This is a genomic window from Microbacterium immunditiarum (assembly GCF_013409785.1).
Taxonomy (GTDB): Bacteria; Actinomycetota; Actinomycetes; order Actinomycetales; family Microbacteriaceae; genus Microbacterium; species Microbacterium immunditiarum.
On record NZ_JACCBV010000001.1, the window covers coordinates 1736962 to 1758930 of the forward strand.

At 71.0% G+C, this 21969-nt stretch carries 25 protein-coding genes and 1 pseudogene; 17 read left to right on the top strand and 9 right to left on the bottom strand.

Features of this window, described 5'->3' with window-relative positions; genetic code table 11:
* Positions 1-42: 42 nt before the first annotated feature.
* From BJ991_RS07990 to groL, 5 genes are all read left to right on the top strand, one after another.
* Complete coding sequence (locus BJ991_RS07990; RefSeq protein WP_179489012.1) at positions 43-1074, top strand: DUF2332 family protein; 1032 nt, start codon at positions 43-45, stop codon at positions 1072-1074.
* Positions 1075-1083: 9 nt separating this feature from the next.
* On the top strand, positions 1084-1356 hold the full coding sequence (locus BJ991_RS07995) for a DUF3263 domain-containing protein (RefSeq protein ID WP_179489014.1): 273 nt from the start codon (positions 1084-1086) through the stop codon (positions 1354-1356).
* Positions 1357-1434: 78 nt separating this feature from the next.
* Positions 1435-2028: a LytR C-terminal domain-containing protein gene (locus BJ991_RS08000; protein WP_179489016.1), complete on the top strand. Its 594-nt coding sequence runs from the start codon at positions 1435-1437 to the stop codon at positions 2026-2028.
* 145 nt (positions 2029-2173) lie between these two features.
* Complete coding sequence (locus BJ991_RS08005; RefSeq protein ID WP_179489019.1) at positions 2174-2380, top strand: cold-shock protein; 207 nt, start codon at positions 2174-2176, stop codon at positions 2378-2380.
* 154 nt (positions 2381-2534) lie between these two features.
* A complete protein-coding gene (gene groL, locus BJ991_RS08010; protein ID WP_179489021.1) occupies positions 2535-4154 on the top strand; it encodes a chaperonin GroEL in 1620 nt (539 codons plus the stop codon).
* Positions 4155-4263: 109 nt separating this feature from the next.
* Here the strand turns inward: groL and BJ991_RS08015 are convergent, their stop codons facing one another.
* The 4 genes from BJ991_RS08015 to BJ991_RS08030 all read right to left on the bottom strand — a co-directional run bounded on the left by BJ991_RS08015 (position 4264) and on the right by BJ991_RS08030 (position 7842).
* The gene (locus BJ991_RS08015; RefSeq protein ID WP_179489023.1) at positions 4264-4551 is read right to left on the bottom strand and encodes a WXG100 family type VII secretion target; all 288 of its coding nucleotides are present in this window, start codon (positions 4549-4551) and stop codon (positions 4264-4266) included.
* Between the two features lie 123 nt (positions 4552-4674).
* Positions 4675-6378, bottom strand: a complete 1704-nt coding sequence (locus BJ991_RS08020; protein WP_246301052.1) for a sensor histidine kinase — start codon at positions 6376-6378, stop codon at positions 4675-4677.
* Between the two features lie 66 nt (positions 6379-6444).
* The gene (locus BJ991_RS08025; protein WP_179489025.1) at positions 6445-7137 is read right to left on the bottom strand and encodes a response regulator transcription factor; all 693 of its coding nucleotides are present in this window, start codon (positions 7135-7137) and stop codon (positions 6445-6447) included.
* Between the two features lie 54 nt (positions 7138-7191).
* Positions 7192-7842 (bottom strand): helix-turn-helix transcriptional regulator, encoded by a 651-nt coding sequence (locus BJ991_RS08030; RefSeq protein WP_179489027.1) that lies wholly within the window; start codon positions 7840-7842, stop codon positions 7192-7194.
* A gap of 85 nt (positions 7843-7927) precedes the next feature.
* Here BJ991_RS08030 and folE point away from each other — a divergent pair, with 85 nt between their 5' ends.
* The 5 genes and pseudogenes from folE (at position 7928) to BJ991_RS08050 (ending at position 11370) form a co-directional block, all read left to right on the top strand.
* Positions 7928-8521 carry a GTP cyclohydrolase I gene (folE, locus tag BJ991_RS08035; protein ID WP_179489029.1) on the top strand — a complete coding sequence of 198 codons (594 nt, stop codon included), beginning with the start codon at positions 7928-7930 and terminating at the stop codon, positions 8519-8521.
* Positions 8522-8543: 22 nt separating this feature from the next.
* Positions 8544-9431 (top strand): annotated as a pseudogene (locus tag BJ991_RS08040) (NAD(P)/FAD-dependent oxidoreductase); the annotation flags it as partial.
* Between the two features lie 123 nt (positions 9432-9554).
* Positions 9555-9764: an oxidoreductase C-terminal domain-containing protein gene (locus tag BJ991_RS18795; protein WP_425487545.1), complete on the top strand. Its 210-nt coding sequence runs from the start codon at positions 9555-9557 to the stop codon at positions 9762-9764.
* An 86-nt stretch (positions 9765-9850) separates the two neighbouring features.
* The gene (gene folP, locus BJ991_RS08045; protein ID WP_179492609.1) at positions 9851-10666 is read left to right on the top strand and encodes a dihydropteroate synthase; all 816 of its coding nucleotides are present in this window, start codon (positions 9851-9853) and stop codon (positions 10664-10666) included.
* Positions 10663-11370, top strand: coding sequence for a pyrimidine reductase family protein (locus tag BJ991_RS08050; RefSeq protein WP_179489031.1), 708 nt, complete (start codon positions 10663-10665; stop codon positions 11368-11370). The genes folP and BJ991_RS08050 overlap by 4 nt, the downstream gene beginning before the upstream one ends.
* Before the next feature lie 37 nt (positions 11371-11407).
* On the opposite strand, the gene BJ991_RS18800 is transcribed toward BJ991_RS08050, so the two are convergent.
* From BJ991_RS18800 to BJ991_RS08065, 4 genes are all read right to left on the bottom strand, one after another.
* Complete coding sequence (locus BJ991_RS18800) at positions 11408-11800, bottom strand: hypothetical protein (protein WP_343048685.1); 393 nt, start codon at positions 11798-11800, stop codon at positions 11408-11410.
* A gap of 73 nt (positions 11801-11873) precedes the next feature.
* Positions 11874-13532, bottom strand: coding sequence for a DNA repair helicase XPB (locus BJ991_RS08055; RefSeq protein ID WP_179489033.1), 1659 nt, complete (start codon positions 13530-13532; stop codon positions 11874-11876).
* A gap of 57 nt (positions 13533-13589) precedes the next feature.
* Positions 13590-15296 (bottom strand): helicase-associated domain-containing protein, encoded by a 1707-nt coding sequence (locus BJ991_RS08060; RefSeq protein ID WP_179489035.1) that lies wholly within the window; start codon positions 15294-15296, stop codon positions 13590-13592.
* Entirely contained in the window at positions 15297-15563 is a 267-nt protein-coding gene (locus tag BJ991_RS08065) for a multidrug ABC transporter ATPase (RefSeq protein WP_179489037.1), read from the bottom strand.
* Positions 15564-15701: 138 nt separating this feature from the next.
* Here BJ991_RS08065 and BJ991_RS08070 point away from each other — a divergent pair, with 138 nt between their 5' ends.
* Complete coding sequence (locus tag BJ991_RS08070) at positions 15702-16082, top strand: cold-shock protein (protein WP_179489039.1); 381 nt, start codon at positions 15702-15704, stop codon at positions 16080-16082.
* Positions 16083-16086: 4 nt separating this feature from the next.
* Complete coding sequence (locus BJ991_RS08075; protein ID WP_246301053.1) at positions 16087-16638, top strand: DUF3027 domain-containing protein; 552 nt, start codon at positions 16087-16089, stop codon at positions 16636-16638.
* Here the strand turns inward: BJ991_RS08075 and serC are convergent.
* Positions 16635-17747: a phosphoserine transaminase gene (gene serC, locus BJ991_RS08080; protein WP_179489043.1), complete on the bottom strand. Its 1113-nt coding sequence runs from the start codon at positions 17745-17747 to the stop codon at positions 16635-16637. The genes BJ991_RS08075 and serC overlap by 4 nt on opposite strands.
* A 101-nt stretch (positions 17748-17848) precedes the next feature.
* Between serC and BJ991_RS08085 the strand changes: the two genes are divergently transcribed.
* From BJ991_RS08085 to BJ991_RS08105, 5 genes are all read left to right on the top strand, one after another.
* Positions 17849-18550, top strand: a complete 702-nt coding sequence (locus tag BJ991_RS08085) for an iron-dependent transcriptional repressor DtxR (RefSeq protein WP_179489045.1) — start codon at positions 17849-17851, stop codon at positions 18548-18550.
* A 157-nt stretch (positions 18551-18707) separates the two neighbouring features.
* Positions 18708-19628, top strand: a complete 921-nt coding sequence (locus BJ991_RS08090; RefSeq protein WP_343048686.1) for a M23 family metallopeptidase — start codon at positions 18708-18710, stop codon at positions 19626-19628.
* A gap of 304 nt (positions 19629-19932) precedes the next feature.
* A complete protein-coding gene (locus BJ991_RS08095; RefSeq protein WP_179489047.1) occupies positions 19933-20430 on the top strand; it encodes an HNH endonuclease in 498 nt (165 codons plus the stop codon).
* Positions 20431-20505: 75 nt separating this feature from the next.
* A complete protein-coding gene (locus tag BJ991_RS08100) occupies positions 20506-21069 on the top strand; it encodes an isochorismatase family protein (protein WP_179489049.1) in 564 nt (187 codons plus the stop codon).
* A gap of 100 nt (positions 21070-21169) precedes the next feature.
* Positions 21170-21904, top strand: a complete 735-nt coding sequence (locus tag BJ991_RS08105; RefSeq protein WP_246301054.1) for a hypothetical protein — start codon at positions 21170-21172, stop codon at positions 21902-21904.
* The last annotated feature ends 65 nt before the right edge of the window (positions 21905-21969 follow it).

Genomic DNA, 21969 nt, shown 5'->3' on the forward strand with positions numbered 1-21969 from the left:
CCGGGACCCGGGTGCACCTGCGTTCTCGCCCAGAATGGGGGAGTGACAGCGGATGCAGCGGCCGACGTGGCCGATCGCTACGCGCGCTTCGCCGACGACGCCCGCGGCCGTTCGGCCCTGTACGAGGAGTGGGCTCGCGGGGTGGTGCGTCACGACGCCGTGCGCGCGATCATCGCCCGCATCCCGGCCGATCGCAGGCAAGCCCCGCTCGTGTTCGCCGTCACGCGCCTTCTCGGTGCGCCCGAAGCCGACTTCGCCGCATGGGCGGAGTGGCTCGTCGCGCATGCCGATGCGGTCGTGGCCGAGTGCACTCGGCGCAGCCTCCAGACGAACGAGCCGCTGCGGTGCGCGGCGCTGCTTCCCGCGCTGAGCCTCGTCGACGGGCCGATCGCGCTGATCGAGGTCGGTGCGAGCGCGGGCCTGTGCCTGTACCCCGACCACTACTCGTATCGCTATCGCGGCCCCGGCGGTGTGACGGCGCTCGACCCCGCGGACGGGCCGTCGACGGTCGTGCTGTCGAGCGACCTGACGGCGGACGACGACCGGATGCCGCCCCTGCGGCTCCCCGAGATCGTGTGGCGCGCGGGCGTCGACCTCGACCCGCTCGGTGCGGGCGACCCCGACGACAGGCGGTTCCTCACGACGCTCGTCTGGCCCGGCGAGGAAGGGCGCATCGAGCGCATCGAGGCCGCGCTCGACATCGTCGCGGCCGACCCGCCGCTCCTCGTGCGCGCGGACGCGACCGCCGAGGGGGTGATCGCCTCGCTGGCGGCACCCGCTCCGCGCGATGCCACCCTCGTCGTGACCACGCCCGGAGTCCTCCCGCACATCCCGCGGGCGGGGCGCGTGCGCCTCGCGCGGGCGATCGATGCCCTCGGCGCGCGGTGGATCACGATCGACCCTCCCGCGCTCCACGCCGACCTCGCCGCGATCGTGCGACCCGGCGGATCTCCCATCGATCCGGGGGTGTGGGACGCGTTCGTGCTCGCGCTGGACGGCGTTCCGCTCGCGTCGGTCGATCCGCTCGGGGCATCCGTGGCGTGGCGCCCCGTCGCGGGGCGGTCGTCGACTTAGCGTGGGCATGTGCCCCTCACCGACCGCGAACGCGCCATCCTCGACTTCGAGGGCGAGTGGCGCCGGCACGTCGGCGCGAAGGAGGAGGCGATCCGCGAAGACCTCGGCATCTCGCCGGCGCGCTACTACCAGCTGCTGGGGCGCCTGATCGACACGGCCGAAGCGCAGGCGTACGACCCGATGCTCGTGAAGCGCCTTCGCCGCATGCGTGATCGGGGGCGCGGCGAAGCCGCCGACGAGCGCAAGCGAGTGATCGCGGGGACCACCCCGGGATCAAAGTAGGAAGCACGCGCGCGCGGCCGGGTGTCGTTCGGCCGCGTTGAGACGGATGCCCCAGGCGACGCCGGGTACCATCGTGGGGTGCCGAAAACGACCTATCCCCGGGATCGCTTCGACGACCTTCCCGAGGAGTCGACCGGCCGCGTCGGCGCTCACCGCGCCGAGAACCCGCGCATGCGGGGCTGGGTCGTGCTGCTGTGGGCGCTGCTGGCCACGGCGGTGCTGATGACCGTCGGCATCTTCGGCACCCTCGTCGCGCAGGGGCGCATCGTGCTCGCGCCCGAGCCCGAGCCGACCGTCGAGCCGACCCCTGTCGTGACGCCCGTCGTCGACACGTCGTTCTCGGTGCTCGTGCTCAACGCGACGCCCGAGTCCGGGCTGGCGACGCGCACCAAGGACGAGATCGTCGCTGCCGGCTGGGCAGCCGACGCCGTCACCGCGGGCGAGGCCGGGGCGGACGACTTCCCCGAGACGACCGTCTACTACGCCTTCCCGGCCGATGAGGCCGCCGCGGCCGGCCTCGCCGACGTCATCGGCGGCGCGCGCGTCGCGATGGACGCGACCTATCAGCCGCCGGACGACCCCAACACCCCCGACGACGAGAGCCAGACCAAGCAGCTCGTCGTGGTGCTCGGGCTCGATCGCGTCGCACCGCCCGAGACACCCGCGTCCTGACCGCGAGCCCGTCACCGGGGCTCTGTGTTACCGGCGTGTGAAGAGTTGGGGGCATCCGTGTCAACTCCTGCCCTCGGGCCGGTGCGCAGGCGACCTCCGAACCTACGATGGGCCCCACGTTCCACCCGCACCACAGGAGATTCGCATGGCCCAGGGCACCGTCAAATGGTTCAACGCTGAGAAGGGATACGGCTTCATCACGGTCGCCGACGGCCAGGACGTCTTCGTCCACTACTCGAGCATCGACATGGCGGGGTACCGCGTCCTCGAGGAAGGGCAGACGGTCGAGTTCACCCTCGGCTCGGGCCAGAAGGGCCCTCAGGCCGAGTCGGTCCGCGTGGTCACCGGGTAGCGGCATCCGCTCGTCCCCCTCGCCCCGCGTCGTCGCATGCCGGGGCGCTTGAGCGCGGCTTGCACTCCCCATGGGCGAGTGCCAGAATGGGTTAGCACTCGCGTTTGTCGAGTGCTAAGACCGTAAGCCAACGTCCGGGAGGGACGACACAGACATGGCAAAGATCATCGCTTTCGACGAAGAGGCACGTCGCGGCCTCGAGCGAGGCCTGAACACGCTGGCCGACGCCGTCAAGGTGACCCTGGGCCCCCGTGGTCGCAACGTCGTGCTCGAGAAGAAGTGGGGCGCCCCCACGATCACGAACGACGGCGTTTCGATCGCGAAGGAGATCGAGCTCGACGACCCGTACGAGAAGATCGGCGCCGAGCTGGTCAAGGAGGTCGCGAAGAAGACCGACGACGTCGCCGGTGACGGCACGACGACGGCCACCGTCCTCGCCCAGGCACTCGTGAAGGAAGGCCTGCGCAACGTGGCCGCGGGCGCCGACCCGATCGGCCTCAAGCGCGGCATCGAGAAGGCCGTCAAGGCTCTCTCCGACGAGCTGCTCGCGTCGGCCAAGGAGGTCGAGACCAAGGAGGAGATCGCCGCCACCGCGTCGATCTCGGCCGCTGACACCACCATCGGCGAGCTCATCGCCGAGGCGATCGACAAGGTCGGCAAGGAGGGCGTCGTCACCGTCGAGGAGTCGCAGACGTTCGGCACCGAGCTCGAGCTCACCGAGGGCATGCGCTTCGACAAGGGCTTCATCAACCCCTACTTCGTCACCGACCCCGAGCGCCAGGAGGCGGTCTTCGAGGACCCCTACATCCTGATCGCGAACCAGAAGATCTCGAACATCAAGGATCTTCTGCCGATCGTCGACAAGGTGATCCAGGACGGCAAGGAGCTCGTCATCATCGCCGAGGACGTCGAGGGCGAGGCTCTCGCGACGCTCGTGCTCAACAAGATCCGCGGCATCTTCAAGTCGGCCGCCGTCAAGGCGCCCGGCTTCGGCGACCGCCGCAAGGCCCAGCTGCAGGACATCGCGATCCTCACGGGCGGCCAGGTCATCACCGAGGAGGTCGGTCTCAAGCTCGAGAACGCCACCCTCGACCTGCTCGGCCGTGCGCGCAAGGTCATCATCACCAAGGACGAGACGACCATCGTCGAGGGTGCCGGTGAGCCCGCCCAGATCGAGGGCCGCGTGACCCAGATCCGCCGCGAGATCGACAACACCGACAGCGACTACGACCGCGAGAAGCTCCAGGAGCGCCTCGCCAAGCTCGCCGGCGGCGTGGCCGTCATCAAGGCGGGTGCGGCGACCGAGGTCGAGCTCAAGGAGCGCAAGCACCGCATCGAGGACGCCGTCCGCAACGCGAAGGCGGCCGTCGAGGAGGGCATCGTCCCCGGTGGTGGCGTCGCGCTCATCCAGGCGGGCAAGGCCGCATTCGCGACCCTCGAGCTCGAGGGCGACGAGGCGACCGGCGCGAACATCGTCAAGGTGGCCATCGAGGCTCCGCTCAAGCAGATCGCGCTGAACGCCGGTCTCGAGCCGGGCGTCGTCGCGAACAAGGTCTCGGAGCTGCCTGCGGGTCACGGCCTCAACGCCGCGACCGGCGAATACGGCGACCTCTTCGCGCAGGGCATCATCGACCCCGCCAAGGTGACCCGCTCGGCGCTGCAGAACGCCGCGTCGATCGCCGGCCTCTTCCTCACGACCGAGGCCGTCGTCGCCGACAAGCCCGAGAAGGCCGCTGCCCCCGCCGGCGACCCGACGGGTGGCATGGACTTCTGATCCAGCCTCGCTGAGTCGAAGAACGACAAGGCGGATGCCCCGGCCATCAGGCCGGGGCATCCGCCGTCTCTGGGCGCCTCGGCGCCTCGGCTGGGCTCTGGCTCGCGCGTCAGCGGAACAGGTTGACGGTCGCCTGCTCGGCGTCGGCGTACTGCTGCGCGGCGACCCCGAGGGCTGCGTTGATGCCCGAGAGGCTCTCTTCGACCTGGCGCTGCGTCGCGCGCCATTCGTCGATGACGGTCTGGAACGCGGCGGCCGCGCCGCCCGTCCAGGTGGACTGCAACTGCGTGAGCTGCGACATCATCGCCTGGGTCTCGCCCTGGAGGCGGTCGATCGTTCCGCGCACCGCGGCGGTGGCGGAGAGGACGGCGTCGCTGTCGACGGAGAACACGGCCATCGGGGGGCTCCTCGCTCGTTGGGGAAGGTCGACAGCCACCGTATGAGCGGGGATGGGGCATCCGTCGGTCGCCCTGGACCGCGGTGGAGGGCGGCCATGCCACCGCGGGCTGGGGAGGAGAGGTCAGATCTCGTCTTCGGGGAAGCGCTCGAGCGGCTGTGTCTGGATGTGCAGGTGCTCGGCCGCCTCGCGCTCAGGGGCAAGCGGGATGCCGACGCGGAACGTCGCCCCGCCACCCGGGGTGTCGAGCACGCGGACGGATCCGTGCAGCGCCTCGACGATCGACGCGACGATCGACAGGCCCAGACCGCTTCCGCCCGTCTCGCGTGTGCGTGACGTGTCGGCCCGCCAGAACCGCTGGAAGATCTTCGCCTTGATCTGGTCGGGGATGCCCTCGCCGTGGTCGATGACCTCGATCCAGCCCTCGGCGCTCTCGGGGTCGACGCCGACCCGCAGTTCGATGGGGGAGTCCTCGGCCGTGAACCGGCGCGCGTTGCCGAGCAGGTTCGCGACGACCTGGCGGATGCGGTTCTCGTCGCCGAGCACGACCGGCGCGATGCCTCCGCTGTGCGCCGGGGCGTGCGCGAAGTCGAGCTGGGGGACGGGGGGAACGCCTCCGCCCGCACCCGGCGCGGGGACCGGGCGCGGCTTGCGCCGCAGTAGGGACAGCGTCGCGCCCGCACGTGCGATGGCCGAGGTGGTCGGACCGCGCCGTGCGGCCTGCTCATCGGGCTGATTCTGCACGGGTGCGGACGTGGCCGGCGCGCCCGGCGTCGCGCCGTCGAGCACCGTGACGACGCGCAGCGGGGAGGCCGCCCGCACATCGAGGGCAGCGTCGCGCGCGACCGCGCGGAGGTCCACGGGACCGATCACGACGTCCCGACGCTCGTCGAGGCGCGCGAGTGCGAGGAGGTCCTCGACGAGGAGGCCCATGCGGATGGCCTCCTTCTCGATGCGGTCCATCGCCTGGGCGGTGTCCTCATCGCCCGCGATGGCTCCCATGCGGTAGAGCTCGGCGTAGCCGCGCACCGTCACGAGAGGAGTGCGCAGCTCGTGGCTCGCGTCGCCGATGAACCGCCGCATCTGCTCGACCGTCGCATCGCGGTGCTCGATCGCGGCGTCGACCTTGTCGAGCATCGCGTTGATGGCCGTCTTCAGCCGCCCGACCTCGGTCGTCGTCGGCTCGATGTCGGTCATGCGCTGGCTGAAGTCGCCGTGGGCGATCGACATCGCCGTCGTCTCGACCCCGCCGAGACTTCGGAACGTGAGCGTCACGAGCCAGCGCGTGAGGAACGCGCTCGCGACGAGGATGATGACCGCGAGGATGCTGTAGATGCCCGTGAACGCGGCGACCGTGCTGTTGATGGGCGCCGTGGGCAGTGCGACCAGCTGCGTGAAGAGGCTGCCGACCCCCTCGATCGGATACGTGTCGACGCTCGCACGGAAGGGCGCACCGCCCTCCTCGGCAGGCATGGTGAACGGGGCGAGCCCCTGCTTCGCCGCCCACTCCAGGGTGACCGGCTCGGGAAGCACCGGGGTCTGCCGGCCGTCGCCGCCGGCGTCGGCGCGCAGCGTTCCGTCGCTGTCGTAGATCGCGACGACGTACTGCGTGGCCGGGGCATCCGACTTCGCCCTGAATCGCACCTCGCCGCCGTCGACCTCGATGTCGATCAGGCCGCTCGCGACGTCGGTCGGGGCGAGCGACTCGAGCTGCTGGTCGAGGCTCGCCAGCAGCGCTTCGCGCAGGAACCCCTGCGTGCCGACCCCGGCTGCGAACAGGCCGATCGCCAGGAGCGCGACGGTGACCCCGGTGACCTTCGCGCGCAAGCTGGTGCCGCGCCAGCCCCGAGTGATCGCGTCGGTCTTGCCCGCCAGGTCAGTCCCTTTCGTCGGTCACGCGGATTTGCCCGCCTTGAGCATGTAGCCGAACCCGCGCTTGGTCTGGATGAGGGGCTCGCTCGAGTGCGGGTCGATCTTGCGACGCAGGTAGGAGATGTAGCTCTCGACGATCCCCGCGTCGCCGTTGAAGTCGTACTCCCACACGTGGTCGAGGATCTGCGCTTTCGACAGCACGCGGTTCGGGTTGAGCATGAGGTACCGCAGCAGCTTGAACTCGGTGGGGCTCAGGTCGATGGAGACGTCGCCGACCTTGACGTCGTGCGTGTCCTGGTCCATCGTGAGCTCGCCCGCGCGGATCATGGAGTCCTCGTCGGCCTGCATCGTGCGACGCAGGATGGCCTGGATGCGCGCGACGATCTCGTCGAGGCTGAAGGGCTTCGTGACGTAGTCGTCGCCGCCCGCGTTGAGGCCGGTGATCTTGTCCTCGGTCTCGTCCTTGGCGGTGAGGAAGAGGATCGGGGCGGTGTAGCCGGCCCCGCGCAGGCGCTTGGTCACGCTGAACCCGTTCATGTCGGGGAGCATGACGTCGAGGATGATCAGGTCCGGCTCCTCCTCGAGGACGGCCGAGATCGTCTGCGCGCCGTTGGACACCGCCCGCACCTGGTAGCCCGCGAACCGCAGGCTCGTGATGAGGAGATCGCGAATGTTGGGCTCATCGTCCACGACGAGGATGCGAGGTGCGCTCATAGGCCCATTATTGCCACGGATACCTGCCCCTGTCTGGAAATCGGGCGCGGGCCGTCAGCGCAGCACGACGCAGCACCGCCCGGCGCTGGGCGCGAGCACCGGCGTGCGCGTCGCCTCAGTCGCCTCCACGACACCCTCGAGGAGGGCGAGGTTCGCCGTGCACACGAGGTCGGTGTGGCGCCCCGCGAGCGCGTGGAACGGGCAGTTCTCCAGCAGCACCTCCCCGTCCGCGTCCTCCGCGGGGGAGTACCCGCACGCGGCGAGCGCCTCGTCGAGGTGCCCGGCGGCCGCGCCGATCGCGGCGCCGGTCTCGCGTGCCTCGCGGACGAGGGCGTCGCGCACCGGCATCCGCTCGTCTTCGGCTCTCTCGATCGCCGACGCGAAGAGCTCGCCGGCCAGCTCGTAGTGGCGCTCCGGGACGCTGCCGATGACATCGGCGGATGCCGCGGCGTACAGCTTCGCGGGGCGCCCCGCGCCGGGGCCGGACTTTCCGGACAGGCGCCGGTACTGCACGCGCAGGAGCCCGGCCTCGGCGAGCCGGTCGAGGTGGAACGCGGCCGTCGAGCGGGGGATGCCGACGGCGGCCGCGGCCTCGTCGCGGCTGACCGGTCCTCCTGCCGCGGCGACAGCGCGGTAGAGGTCGCGGCGCAACGGGTCGCCGAGCGCGGCGATCGCGGTCACGCGGTTGGGCGCGAGCGGTTCCATGTGTCGAGTGTAACTCTAAAAAAGCAAATCTTGACAAAACAATTTTGAAGTCCTACTGTCGGCCTCGAGGGGCGAGGAGGTCGAGATGTCATCGTCAGGCGCGTTGCGGCTCCACCCGGTCGACGCCGCGATCGCGGTCGATCGGGATCGGGCCGAGGCCGCTGTCGCGGAACTGCTCGAGGCATTCGGTCGCGACGTGGGCGGCGAGCACCTCGCGGACACGCCGCGCCGTGTCGTCGACGGACTGCTCGAGCTGATCACTCCGCGTGAGTTCACGGCCACGACGTTCCCGAACGACGACGCGTACGACGAGCTCGTGCTCGTGCGCGACATCCCCTTCACATCCCTCTGCGAGCACCATCTCCTTCCCTTTCGGGGAGTGGCCCACGTCGGATACATCCCCGGGCCGCGGCTGGTCGGGCTGTCGAAGCTCGCCCGCATCGTGGAGTGGTACGCGCACGACCTCCAGGTGCAGGAGCGCCTGACGGTGCAGATCGCCGATCACCTGGAGCGTCACCTCGAGCCGGCGGGCGTCGGCGTCGTGCTGCGCGCGGAGCACCTGTGCATGTCGGTGCGCGGCGTCCAAGCCGTAGGCTCCACGACAGAGACGCACGTGTTCCGCGGCGCCGTGGCGGCCGACGACCGACTGCGGCGGCGGTTCGAGGCATCCGGTCCATGATCGAGTCGCGGGAGGCAACGCCATGACCCACATCGTCATCGTCGGAGGGGGCCTCGCGGCGGGAACCGCTGCGGCCACCCTGCGCAAGGAGGGGTTCGACGGCGACGTGACCGTCATCGCCGACGAGCCCCACACGCCCTATCAGCGACCGCCGCTGTCGAAGGGCTATCTGCAGGGGGAGGAAGGCACGGATGCCGTGATCCTGCACCCGCCGGAGTGGTAAGACGAGCAGCGCATCGACGTGCGCACGTCGACCTCCGTCACGTCCCTCGACCCTGCCGACCACCGCGTGGGGCTTGCGGACGAGACGTCGCTCGCGTACGACTCGGTGCTGCTGGCGACCGGCGCGTCGCCGAGGCGTCTGCCCATTGAGGGCGCCGACCTGCCCGGCGTGCGCATGCTGCGCCGGCTCGACGACTCCGACGCGCTGCGCGCCGAGCTCAAGGACGGCGGACACCGGCTCGTGCTCATCGGCTCGGGCTGGATCGGCATGGAGGTCGCGGCGTCCGCGCGCACGCTCGGCAACGAGGTGACGGTGCTCGAGCGCGACGCCGTGCCGCTCGCGCTCGCCGTGGGCGAGCAGATGGGCGGCGTCTTCCGCCGACTGCACGAGGACCACGGTGTCGACCTGCGCACGTCGGTGAACGTCGAGCGCATCGTGGGATCGGATCGCGCGGAGGGCGTCGTCGTCGGCGGCGAGACCGTGCCCGCCGACCTCGTGCTCATCGGCGTCGGAGCCGTGCCCAACACGCAGCTCGCGGAGTCCGCGGGCCTCGAGGTGAACAACGGGATCCTCACGGATGCCGCGCTGCGCACGAGCGCTCCGGACGTGTACGCCGCGGGCGATGTCGCGAACGCGTACCACCCCGTCATCCAGCGGCACCTGCGCAGCGAGCACTGGGAGAACGCACGCAAGGCGGGCCCCGTCGCCGCGAAGAGCATGCTCGGCAAGGACGCCGCGCACGACTCGATCCCGTACTTCTACACCGACCAGTTCGACCTCGGAATGGAGCTGTCGGGCTACCCGCCGCTCATGTCGGACGCCGATCTCGTCATCCGCGGCGACCTCGACAAGCGCGAGTTCATCGCGTTCTGGGTCGACCACGGCCGCGTCGTCGGGGGCATGAACGTCAACGTGTGGGACGTGAACAAGGCTGTGCAGAAGCTCATCCGGTCGGGCGAGCGGGTCGACCTGCGCGCGCTCGCCGACCCCGACACGCCACTCGAGGGCCTCATCCCGTGACCCCAGGGCCCTCCACGACGACCGAGGCGTCGTGCGTGCTCGACGTGCGGGGCGCGGCGCTCGACCTCACTCGGCACGTCGCCGTGATGGCGATCGTCAACCGCACGCCCGACTCGTTCTACGACCGCGGGGCGACGTTCGCGCTCGACGCCGCGATCGCCGCCGGGCTCGCCGCGGCGGAGGAGGGCGCCGAGCTCGTCGACGTCGGCGGCGTGAAGTTCGCGCCGGGGCCGCCTCTGCCCGTCGAGGTCGAGAAGGACCGGATCCTGCCGGTGGTGCGGGCGCTCGCGCCGGTCGTCGCGGTCAGTGTCGACACGTTCCACCCCGAGGTCGCGCGCGCGGCGATCGACGCCGGCGCGAGCATCATCAACGACACGACCGGCCTGCGTGACCCGGCCATGGCCGCCGTCGTCTCCGAGGGCGGAGCGGGCGTCGTGATCGCCCACAGCCTGGCGGCACCGCGGATGCCGCATCCGAACCCCCACTACGACGATGTCGTCGCAGATGTCGCCGCATTCCTCGCGCAGCGACGCGATCTCGCCCTCAGCCGCGGCATCCGGCCCGAGCGGATCATCCTCGACCCCGGCCACGACCTCAACAAGAACACGCTCCACTCGCTCGAACTCACGCGGCGTCTCGGCGAGCTCGCGGAACTCGGGTCGCCGTTGCTCGTCGCCCTGTCGAACAAGGACTTCGTGGGCGAGACGCTCGGCCGAGACCGCCACGACCGGGTCGCCGGGTCGCTCGCGGCCGCTGTGTGCTGTGTGCTGCACGGCGCCCGCGTCGTGCGGACGCACAACGTGCGCGAGACGATCGACGCGGTCCGCATGGTCGAGGCGATCGCCGGATGGCGCGAGCCCGCGTTCCTACGCCACAACATGCCCGCAGAGGCGGTCGCATGACGCCGACACGCCAGGAGCTGTTCGACGCGTATGCGCTGCCCGACCGCGACACGCGCCGCGTACGGATGAACTTCATCGAGAGCGCGGACGGCTCGGTGACGCTCGGCGGACGAAGCGGCGCCCTCGGCGGCGAGACGGACCGCGCGGTGATGCAGGTGCTGCGCACGATGGCCGACGTCCTCATGATCGGCGCAGGCACGGTGCGTGCCGAGGGCTACGGCGGCGTGCGACTGGACGAGACGGATGCCGCGTGGCGCCGGGAGCGCGGACTGAGCGAGCACCCGCCGCCGGCCATCGTCAGCCACCGGCTCGACATCGAGCCGGAGCATCCGTTCTTCGCCGAAGCCGTCGTCCGGCCGTTCGTCATCACGCACGACGCCGCACCCGCGGGGCGCCGCGGCGCGCTCGAGGACGTCGCGGAGGTGCTCGTGTGCGGCGCAGACGGCGTCGACCTCGCGCTCGCCCTCGACGCGCTCGCGGAGCGAGGCATGACGCAGGTGCTGTGCGAGGGTGGGCCTCGCCTGTTCGGGTCGCTTCTCGAGGCGGGGCTCGTGGACGAGTTGTGCGTCACGATCGCGCCGCGCATCGTCGGCGGCGACGCCGGGCGCATCGATCGCGGCGCGGCCGAGGCCGACCGCAGACTCCGGCTCGCGTCGTCGTTCGTCGACGAGGAGGGGTACGTCCTCCTGCGCTACGCGGTCTGAGGCTCTGCGCCCCGCGGACATCGGTCGAAGGCGGCGGTCAGTCGAGGGACGCGCGCACCGCGCGGTCGATCACCGGCCGGATCTCGGCTTCGGGGTCGACGGTAACGCGGTGCAGGACGATCCCCTCGCCGGCGGCCATGAGCGCGCGCGCCGCCTCCTCGGGTGACCGGGCACCGACGCGTGCGACGAGGCCTACGTCGAGGCGCTCCGGGATCCGGCGCGGGCCCGCGCGGCGTCGAAGCTTTACCGCGGTCTCATCCTGCCCGCGTTCACGAAGATCATCAGGGGCGGGTACCGAGGGCGCGTCCTGGGCACCCCGACGCTCGTCCTGTTCGGCGCCGACGACGCGCTCCTCCCGCGGGAGACGCTCACGGTGACGCGCGAGGACGCACCTCACACGACGGTCGAGTTCGTGCCGGGCGGTGCGCACTTCCTCGTCGACGACAACCCCGACGAGGTGACTCGGCGCGTGGCGAGCTTCGTGCTGGACTGACCGGTGGTCGTCAGGCGGCCGCGAGCGCGTCGGCGTCGAGGATCGTGTAGCTGTAGCCCTGCTCGGCGAGGAACCGCTGCCGGTTCTGCGCGAAGTCCTGGTCGACCGTGTCGCGCGCGATGAGCGTGTAGAAGCTCGCGGTGTGGCCCGACTCCTTCGGACGCAGCAGGCGCCCGAGCCGCTGTGCCTCCTCTTGGCGAGAGCCGAACGAGCCCGACACCTGGATCGCGACGGATGCCTCGGGCAGGTCGATCGAGAAGTTGGCGACCTTCGACACGATGAGCAGCGTGATCTCGCCCTCGCGGAACGCCTGGTAGAGCTGCTCGCGCTCGTCGACGGGCGTCGCCCCGGTGATCTTCGGGGCGTCGAGCGCCTCGGCGAGGATGTCGATCTGGTCGAGGTACTGCCCGATGACGAGGATGCGCTCGCCCTCGTGCCGCTCGACGAGCCGGCGTACGACCCCGATCTTCGCCTCGGCGGTCGCCGCGAGCCGGTACCGCTCGTCGTCGGCGGCCGCGGCGTACTCGAGGCGATCGCCCGCGGGAAGGTCGACGCGCACCTCGTAGCAGACCGCGGGAGAGATGAAGCCCTGCGCCTCGATCTCCTTCCACGGCGCGTCGAAGCGCTTCGGGCCGATGAGGCTGAACACGTCGCCCTCGCGGCCGTCCTCGCGCACGAGCGTGGCGGTGAGGCCCAGGCGGCGGCGCGCCTGCAGGTCTGCGGTGAGCTTGAACACGGGCGCCGGCAGCAGGTGGACCTCGTCGTACACGACGAGGCCCCAGTCGAGCGCGTCGAGCAGCGCGAGGTGCGCGTACTCGCCCTTCCGCTTCGCCGTGAGGATCTGGTACGTCGCGATCGTGACCGGGCGGATCTCCTTCGCCTGGCCGGAGTACTCGCCGATCTCCTCGGGCGTGAGGCTCGTGCGCCGGAGCAGCTCGTCGCGCCACTGCCGCGCGCTCACGGTGTTGGTGACGAGGATGAGCGTCGTCGTCTTCGTCTCCGCCATCGCGCCCGCGCCGACGAGCGTCTTGCCTGCCCCGCACGGGAGGACGACGACGCCCGAACCGCCCTGCGTGAACGTCTCGACCGCCTGGCGCTGATAGGGGCGCAGGTGCCAGCCGTTCTGGGCGAGGTCGATCGGATGCGGCGTGCCCGGCGTGTAGCCCGCGAGGTCCTCCGCCGGCCAGCCGATCTTCAGCAGCTCCTGCTTGATGTGCCCGCGCGCCCACGCGTCGACGACGTAGAAGTCGGGGGAGGGGTGCGCGATGAGCAGCGGCTGGATGCGCTTGTTCTTGGCGACCTCGGCGAGGACCGGGGCATCCGTCGACCGCAGGATCAGCGCGTCGTCGCCGTGGCCATCGACGGCCGCGCGCTCGATCACGAGGCGGCCGTACCGCCCGACGGTCTCGCGGATGTCGATCGCGACCGACGGAGGCACCGGGAACCGCGTCCACCGGTCGAGCGTCGCGAGCATGTCGTCGGCGTCGTGGCCGGCCGCACGCGCGTTCCACAGCCCCAGCCGCGTGATGCGGTAGGTGTGGATGTGCTCGGGCGCGCGCTCCAGCTCTGCGAAGATCGCGAGTTCGTGACGCGCGCTCTCGGCATCGGGGTGGGCGACCTCGAGCAGCACGGTCCGGTCGCTTTGCACGATGAGGGGGCCGTCAGCCATAACGGACCATTCTACCCGCGTGGCCGACGCGCGGCGTCGGGGGGCAGGGTTTCGTGCTCAGCCCCGGCTGACGCTCACGATGCTCGACACCGGAAGGGTGCGCTCGATGTCGGCGCCGCGGTCGCGCCCGCGCAGGCGCCCGCCGCCGAGTCCGGATGCCTCGAGGGTGAACGTGCGCTCGCTGTCGTCGGGCATGCGCACCACGACGACCACCGTCGCCCGCGCCCGCACCGCGAGCTCGAGCTCGCGCGCGAGCCACGCCGACTCGGAGTCGGTGGAGCTTCCCGCGCGCAGCGTCGCGATGAGTCCCGCGTAGACGGTCGCGGGTGGCGTCTCGACCGGGCGCGGCCCCGCGGCGTGGCGGTGCATGGACTCCGGCTCGCCGTCGTCGTCGATCGCGACGACGGGATAGCGCGCGTCCGCGAGCGCCCAGTACACGGCGTCGCGCGACACGCGCGAGACGAGGTCGCCGCGGTCGGCGACGAGACCGAGGGGCCGCAGGGCCTGGTCGATCTCGATCGCGTCGAGGATCGAGGCATCCGTCGAGGTCACGCGCGTTCCGCCGGATGCCGCGTCCTCCGCCACGCGGACGAGGCCGTGCCGCGCGGCCGTGCTCTCGATGAGGTACTCGAGCGGCTGGGGGATGCCCGTGAGCGAGATGCCGGCGAGGAACTCGCGGATCGAGTCCGCCGACTCGCCCTCGGTCATGCCGGCGCCGATCGAGTCGGCGCTGAAGCGGTAGCTCGAGGCCTGCGCGCGCGACTCGCGCCGGGCCATGCGTCGCAGGCGCAGGTCGAGCCGGGGCGCGAGGGGTCCGGGCGCGATCGCCGTGAGGTCTGCCTGCAGGTAGATGCGGTCGATCTCGGCCGGGAGCAGGGCCTCGAGACCGGATGCGTCGACGGTGCCGTCCTCGCACAGCGCGCGGGTCCACGCGGGCTCCGCACCCGTGGGGGTCAGCAGCCCGAATCGCACCATCACGCGTCGCAGGCTCGCGGCGCGGTTCGGCCACGCGGGGTCGAGGGGGAAGGCGTCCTGCCACGATGACACCGGCGACACGCCGCCGCCCGCCGTGCGAAGCGCGGGAGGAAGGGAATCGCGGATGCCCCGCACGAGCGTCGCCCACCGCTCGGGAGTGCTCGCCTCGAGCCAGCTCTCGCCCGCGTCGCCCACGACCCAGTCGCGTCCGTCGGCGCGCAGGAGTCCCGCCGCCGCGGCGGCCGTCACGAGATCGTCGAGCTCGTCGGCGTCGAGCACCGCTCCCGCCTCGACGAGCCGGCGACGGTCCACCGCGCTCACGCTTCCGCTGCCGGTGCGGCTCAGCGCGATCGCGGAGCCCGCCAGCAGCACGTCGGCGAGAGCCCCGAGGTTGGTGAACGCGCGCTCGGCGGCGGCCGCGGCATCCGATTCGCTCGCCGGTGATGCCTCGTGAGCCTCTTCGGCGTCGAAGGCCGCCGCGTTCTCGACTGCGGCCGCGTCGAGCCGCTCGCGGACCGGGACGAACGGCGCACCCGTCTCGTCGACGAGCGCGAGGCGGTGGGCGTCGTCGCCGGTCGTGCGTCCGTCGCGAAGCTCGCGCAGCGTCGCGCGGGGGAGCCGCAGGAGGGCACGGTCTACGGTTGCCGGATCCAGCAGCGCCGCCGCCGCGTCGAAGAACCCCTGCCAAGGTGCCGACGGCGAGACGCCGCGGGCCGCGAGCGTGGCGGCGAGCCCGGCGTCGTCGAGGGACGCCAGCCGGGTCGCGAGCGCGCGCTCGTCGGAGAGCACTCAGCCTCCTCTGTTGGCGCGCGCCCTCCGCACGAAGCTCATGATGAGCACGGTCAGAAGAAGGAGGAACGCGAGGATCGGGGCGATGTAGACGATGATGCCGATCATGGGCCAGACGCCGGTGGAGAAGTCGACGCGTGCCGCCGACCCGAGCATGATCGCGAAGAAGCACACGATCGACAGCACCAGCAGGCCGAGCGAGATGAAGGAGAGGATGCGGTCGATGCGACGGATCGGAACGTCCTCGCGGGGGGAGGGTGTGCTCATCCGAATAAGACTATCGCGGTGCCGGATCATCTCACGCGCGCGGGCGACGCCGAAAGGATCTAGGCTGGAGGGCGGGATCGGAAGGTCCCGACTCCGTCATGCCCGCGCAGTGCGCGGTCCCCCCAAGCGAGGTTTCCCATGCCCACCGGCAAGGTCAGGTTCTACGACGACGAGAAGGGGTTCGGCTTCATCGCGAGCGACGATGGCCAGGACGTCTTCCTGCACGCGACTGCCCTTCCCGCCGGCGCCTCGCCCAAGGCCGGCCAGCGCGTCGAGTTCGGCGTCGCCGAGGGCAAGCGCGGCCCGCAGGCCCTCTCCGTGCGGCTCCTCGAGGCGCCCGTGAGCCTCACGAAGCGCTCGCGCAAGCCCGCCGACGACATGGCGATCATCGTCGAGGACCTCGTGAAGCTGCTCGACGGCATCGGCGCCGACCTGCGGCGCGGCCGCTACCCGAGCGGCTCGCACTCGCGCAAGGTCGCGGCCGTCCTGCGCAAGGTCGCGGATGAGCTCGACGCCTGAGCCCATGGACGAATCCATCGCCCGCGAGCTCGCGCTCGCCGCGCTGCGCGAGGTCACGCCCGACTCGACGATCGGCGAGCCCGCCGGATCCGACGTGTCGGAGGACGGCGTGGTGTCGCTGCGCTTCGAGAATCGCCTCGCGGGCTACCCGGGCTGGTACTGGACGGTGAGCCTCGCCCAGGTCGACGACGCCCCGCCGACCGTGCTCGAGGTCGAGCTGCTCCCCGGCGGCGACGCTCTGCTGGCACCCGAGTGGGTGCCGTGGGCCGTGCGCCTCGCCGAGTACCAGGCGGCGCAGGCGGCGCAGGCCGAGGCATCCGGCGACGATGAAGCGGATGCCGAGCTCGAGGAGGTCCTCGTCGACGTCGAGGACCTCGACGCCGAGGACTTCGACACTGACGGATCGCCCATCCTGCACGCGGGCGACGTCGACGGCGTCGACATCGACGAGCTCGTCGAGGGGCCGGACGACGAGGACGACGTCGATGACGCGGACGATGTCGATGACGCGGACGATGCCGACGACTCCGAAGAGGACGCCGACGCCGACGTCTAGAGCCGCTCGAGCGTGTAGTCGATGCAGCGGATGAGCTGACGCACGTCGTCGGGCTCGATCGACACGAACGTCGCGACGCGCAGCTGGTTGCGTCCGAGCTTTCGGTACGGCTCCGTGTCGACGATGCCGTTCGCGCGCAGGCTCTTGGCGACCGCCGCGGCGTCGACCGACTCGTCGAAGTCGATCGTCACGACGACCGGGGACCGGTCGGCGGGGTCGGCCACGAACGGGGTGGCGACGGCGGATGCCTCGGCCCACTCGTACAGCGCGTTCGAGGACTCGCGGGTGCGGGCATCCGCCCATTGCAGCCCGCCGTGCTCGTTGATCCAGGTCACCTGCTGCTCGAGGAGGAACAGCGTCGCCACAGCGGGCGTGTTGAGCGTCTGGTTGAGGCGCGAGTTGTCGAGCGAGTTCTTCAGGCTCAGGAAATCGGGGATGTACCGGCCGGATGCCGCGATGCGCTCGATCCGCTCGATTGCCGCCGGCGATACCAGGGCGAGCCACAGGCCGCCGTCCGAGCCGAGGTTCTTCTGCGGGGCGAAGTAGTAGACGTCCGCGTCCGAGGCGAGGAAGTCGATGCCGCCGGCCGCGCTCGTCGCGTCGATGACCGTGAGCGCGCCGTCGTCGCCGCTCACGCGCTCGACGGGAGCCGAGACGCCGGTCGACGTCTCGTTGTGCGGCCACGCGTACACGTCCACGCCCTCGACCGGCTCGGGAACCGCGCGCGTGCCCGGCTCCGCCTTGCGCACGTCGGGCTCCTCGAGCCACGGCGCCTTCGCGGCCGCCGCGAACTTACCGCCGAACTCGCCGAACACGAGATTCTGGCTGCGGCGCTCGATGAGGCCGAAGGCCGCCGCGTCCCAGAACGCGGTCGAGCCGCCGTTGCCGAGGATGACCTCGTAGCCCGCCGGAGCCCGGAGCAGGTCGCTCAGCCCGGCGCGCACGCGCCCCACGAGATCCTTCACGCCGGACTGGCGGTGCGACGTGCCCATGAGGGTCGCTCCGAGCGTCACGAACGCCTCGAGCTGTGCGCCGCGGACCTTGGAGGGTCCGCAGCCGAATCGGCCGTCGGCGGGCAGCAGTTCGCGAGGGAGCTCGATGTGGGGCATGGGTCGATTCTAGGAGCGCCGCCGGATGCGCCCCGCACGGCCGGGTGTCGTGGCGGTTGGATAGGCTGGGATCGCCCCTTCCACACGGTGAGGACACCGCGATGACCGACCTGATCGACACCACCGAGATGTACCTGCGCACGATCCTCGAGCTCGAGGAGGAGAACATCGTGCCGCTGCGCGCGCGCATCTCGGAGCGCCTCGGTCACTCGGGGCCGACCGTGTCGCAGACCGTCGGCCGCATGGAGCGCGACGGCCTCGTCGTCGTGTCGGGCGACCGCACCCTCGAGCTCACCGACGAGGGCCGCCAGAAGGCGGTCGACGTCATGCGCAAGCACCGGCTCGCCGAGCGGCTGCTCTCCGACGTCATCGGCCTCGACTGGGCGTTCGTCCACGAAGAGGCGTGCCGCTGGGAGCACGTCATGAGCGAGCAGGTCGAGCGTCGTCTCGTCGAGCTCCTCGGTCACCCGACCGAGTCGCCGTACGGCAACCCGATCCCGGGCCTCGACCAGCTGGGCGACATCCCGGCGAAGCAGTTCGAGCAGGGGGTCGTCGGGCTCGTCCGGCTGCTGAACGAGGTCGGCGGTCCCGTGCGGGGCACGGTGCGACGGCTCGCCGAGCCCGCCCAGGTCGATCCCGAACTGCTGCAGCAGCTGAAGGCGGCCGGCGTCGTACCGGGTGCGACGGGCGCGTACCGGTTCAGCGAGGGGTACGTCCTCGTCGAGATGGACGGGTCCGACGAGGGCCTCGAGCTTCCGGTCGAGGTCGCTTCGCACATCTTCCTCGTCGATGACCGCAATTGACGGGCCTTCGACACGCTCAGCAATCTGCCAGCGCGTCGGCGTGACAGATTCGTTACCTTCAGGTAGCCTCGAACAGTCCAATCGGCGAGAAGCCCGCCTCGGACCCCACGTGGATTGCCTCATCGGCTCGTCGTCCACGTGGTGAAGCCTGCACCTCGTGCCCCGACACACAGTGCCGACGAGCCAGCGCTCCGGCGCGGAGGCGCCGGAGGACAGTTTGGCTGAAGAGACCATCTCGCCACCCGACGAGACCTTGACCCAGTCGACGGACTTGAGCCGTCGCAACCGCAACAGACGACCCGTCGCCCCCCGCACGCCCACGCGCGCCACGGCCCGTCCCTCGGCCGCGAAGGCGTCGCGCAGCGCCGTCAAGCCTCTCCGCAGCCTCGCGACCCTTGCCGTCGTCGGCGGCCTCATCGCGACCGTCGCGCTCCCCGCGTACGGCGCGTGGCGTCCCGCCGAGGACGCCGTCACCATCCAGCAGGTCGCCGCCGATGACGCGCAGTCCCTCGTCGTCGCGTCGAACGCGACCGGCGTCGAGCTCGCCCGCGGCGGCTACGCCGCGACGACCGAGGACGAGATCGCCAAGAAGAAGGCGCAGGAGGCCGCTGCCGCCCGCGCGCGCGCGATCCAGAGCAGTGTGGCATCTGTTCCCATCAACATCAGCATGGTCTCGCCCGGCAGCGGTGCCGTGCGGTGGCCGCTGCTCAACTTCACCAAGGGCCGCGGGCTCGGCGACTCCGGCTACCACCAGGGCGTCGATCTGCTGACCTCGTGCGGCACGCCGATCTACGCGGCCGCGGCCGGCGTGGTGCGTGTGTCGCAGGAGAGCTTCGGCGGCTACGGCGTCGCGATCACGATCGACCACGTCATCAACGGGCAGAAGGCCTCGACGCTCTACGGCCACATGACGTACGGCAGCCGTCAGGTCGCCGCCGGGCAGGCGGTCGAGGCGGGGCAGCTGATCGGACTCGTCGGAAGCACCGGCAGCTCGACCGCGTGTCACCTGCACTTCGAGGTGCGCATCAACGACGCGCTCGTGGACCCGTGGGCGTGGCTGCAGGCGAACGCCGGCTGAGGTCTCGGTTCACCGACACGCCATAACGCGTTCGCGTCGACTCGCCCTCGGGTGGGTCGACGTGCATTACCCTGAAACCCGACGCTGAGAGAAGCGGAGGGAGCCGATGGGCAGCACACCACGCATCCGAACCACGGATGCGCTCGGACGCCTCGTCCTCCGGCATTGCACGAGCGGATGCCACGGCCGCACCGTGGCGCCATAGCGCTGTCTGCCCGACAGCGCTTTTTTCGTGCCCCTGCGCACCTCGAATCGTCGCAGTTCGAATACCGAGAAGCCGTCCCGGCCATTCGAGAGGATGATGATGCGCACTCTGGTGCTGAACGCGGGCTACGAGCCCCTGGCCGTCGTGTCGTTCAAGCGAGCCCTCGTGCTCGTCATGAACGAGAAGGCGATCGTCGTCGAACACATCGATGACGAACCCGTCTGGAGTGCGAGCGGAATGTATGAACGTCCCGCCGTCATCCTCCTGACCCGATACGTGCGCGTTCCCAGCGCCCGGCGCGTCCCGGTGACGCGCCGGGGGGTGCTGCGGCGCGACGCGCACCGCTGCGGGTACTGCGAGAAGGCGGCGTCGACGATCGACCACATCGTGCCGCGCTCGCGCGGGGGCGAGGACTCGTGGGAGAACCTCGTCGCGTGCTGCCTGCGGTGCAACAACCTCAAGGGCGATCGCACGCCCGGCGAGATCGGGTGGGAGCTGCGGATGACACCGCGCCCCCCGCGCGGCACGCAGTGGACCGTGCGCGGTACGGATCGCACCGATCCGCGGTGGGAGCCCTATCTCGCGCTCGCGGCGTGAGCCGCGCTCACTGAGGCGCTTCCGGGCGGGCGGCCCGAAGCGCCGAGGGTCGTCGGCGCGTGATGGGATGGAGACGTGACCCGAGCTCTCATCGTGATCGACATGCAACGCGGCTTCGACGACCTGGACTTCTGGGGGCCGACGACCAACCCCGACTGCGAGGCGAATGTCGCCTCGCTCATTGCCGCGTGGCAGGCGGCGGACGAGCCGATCGTCGTGGTGCGTCACGATTCGCGGTCGGAGGGGTCGCCGCTGCATCCGTCGAATCCCGGCAATGCCCTGGTCGAGGCTGTCGCGGATGCGCCGGCCGCGGTGCTCGTGACCAAGCACGTCAACTCGGCGTTCTACGGGGATCCCGATCTGCACGCGTGGCTGCGGGAGCGGGGGATCGAGGAGCTCGTGGTGTGCGGGATCCAGACGAACATGTGCGTCGAGACGACGGCGCGCATGGGAGGGAACCTCGGCTACGACGTGACGGTCGTGCTCGACGCGACGCGCACGTTCGACCTGTCGACCGAGGTTTCGGGCCTCGGAACCGTGACCCGGACCGCGGACGAGCTCATGGCCACGACGGCGCTCGATCTGCAGGCAGGCGGGTTCGCGCGGATCGCCACGACGGCGGAACTCACGGAGGTGTGAGACTTCTCGCTGTCTCGGGTCGGGTCTGCCGATGTCGTAGGTAGGAGTTATATTCGATCCCACGATAGAGAATATAGAACATCTGTTCTATCATCGGGGGATGAGGGCGATCGTGCGACACCAGGCGATGCCGTCGGCAGACGTGCACGAGCTGCGCGCGCGGCTCGAGCGGGTGCAGGGGCGGCGCATGGAAGCGCCGGTGCTGCCGACGCATCCGGCTCTCGCCGAGCTGCTTCCGGGCGGGGGATTGCGGGCGGGGTCGATGTACTCGCTCGCCCCGTCGACGTCGCTGCTGCTCGCGCTGCTCGCACGCCCCACGCAAGAGGGCTCGTGGTGCGGGGTCGTGGGCATGCCCGAGCTCGGCGCCGAGGCCGCCGAGCGGCTGGGGGTCGATCTCTCGCGGATCGTGCTCGTGCCCGATCCAGGGCCGCGATGGGTCGCGGTCACCGCCACGATCGCCGAGGTGCTGCCCGTGGTCGCGGTGCGTCCCGCCGGCCGCATCGCCGACGGCGAGCTCTCGCGACTGGCCGCCAGGCTGCGCGATCGCGGATCGGTGCTGCTCGTTCAGGGCGTCTGGCCGCAGGCCGAAGCGGCGCTGAGCGTGAGCGACGCGGAGTGGACGGGCGTGGGCGACGGCCATGGCTACCTCGCCGGTCGCACGCTCACCGTCACCGTGCACAGCAGGCGCTCGCCCGTGCCTCGCCGTGCGCGCCTGCAGCTGCCCGATGTCGGCGGGCGGCTCACGCCCGTCGAGCACGAGCGGGTCGAGCGTGCGCCGGTTCCCGTCGAGCTCGCCCCCGATTTCGCCGACATTCCGGCGAGGGCGGTGAGCTGACGTGGCGGCGCGGTTCGCCGGGTCGGGCGTCGCGGAAAGCGGTGCGTCGAGGTCACCCGTGCGCA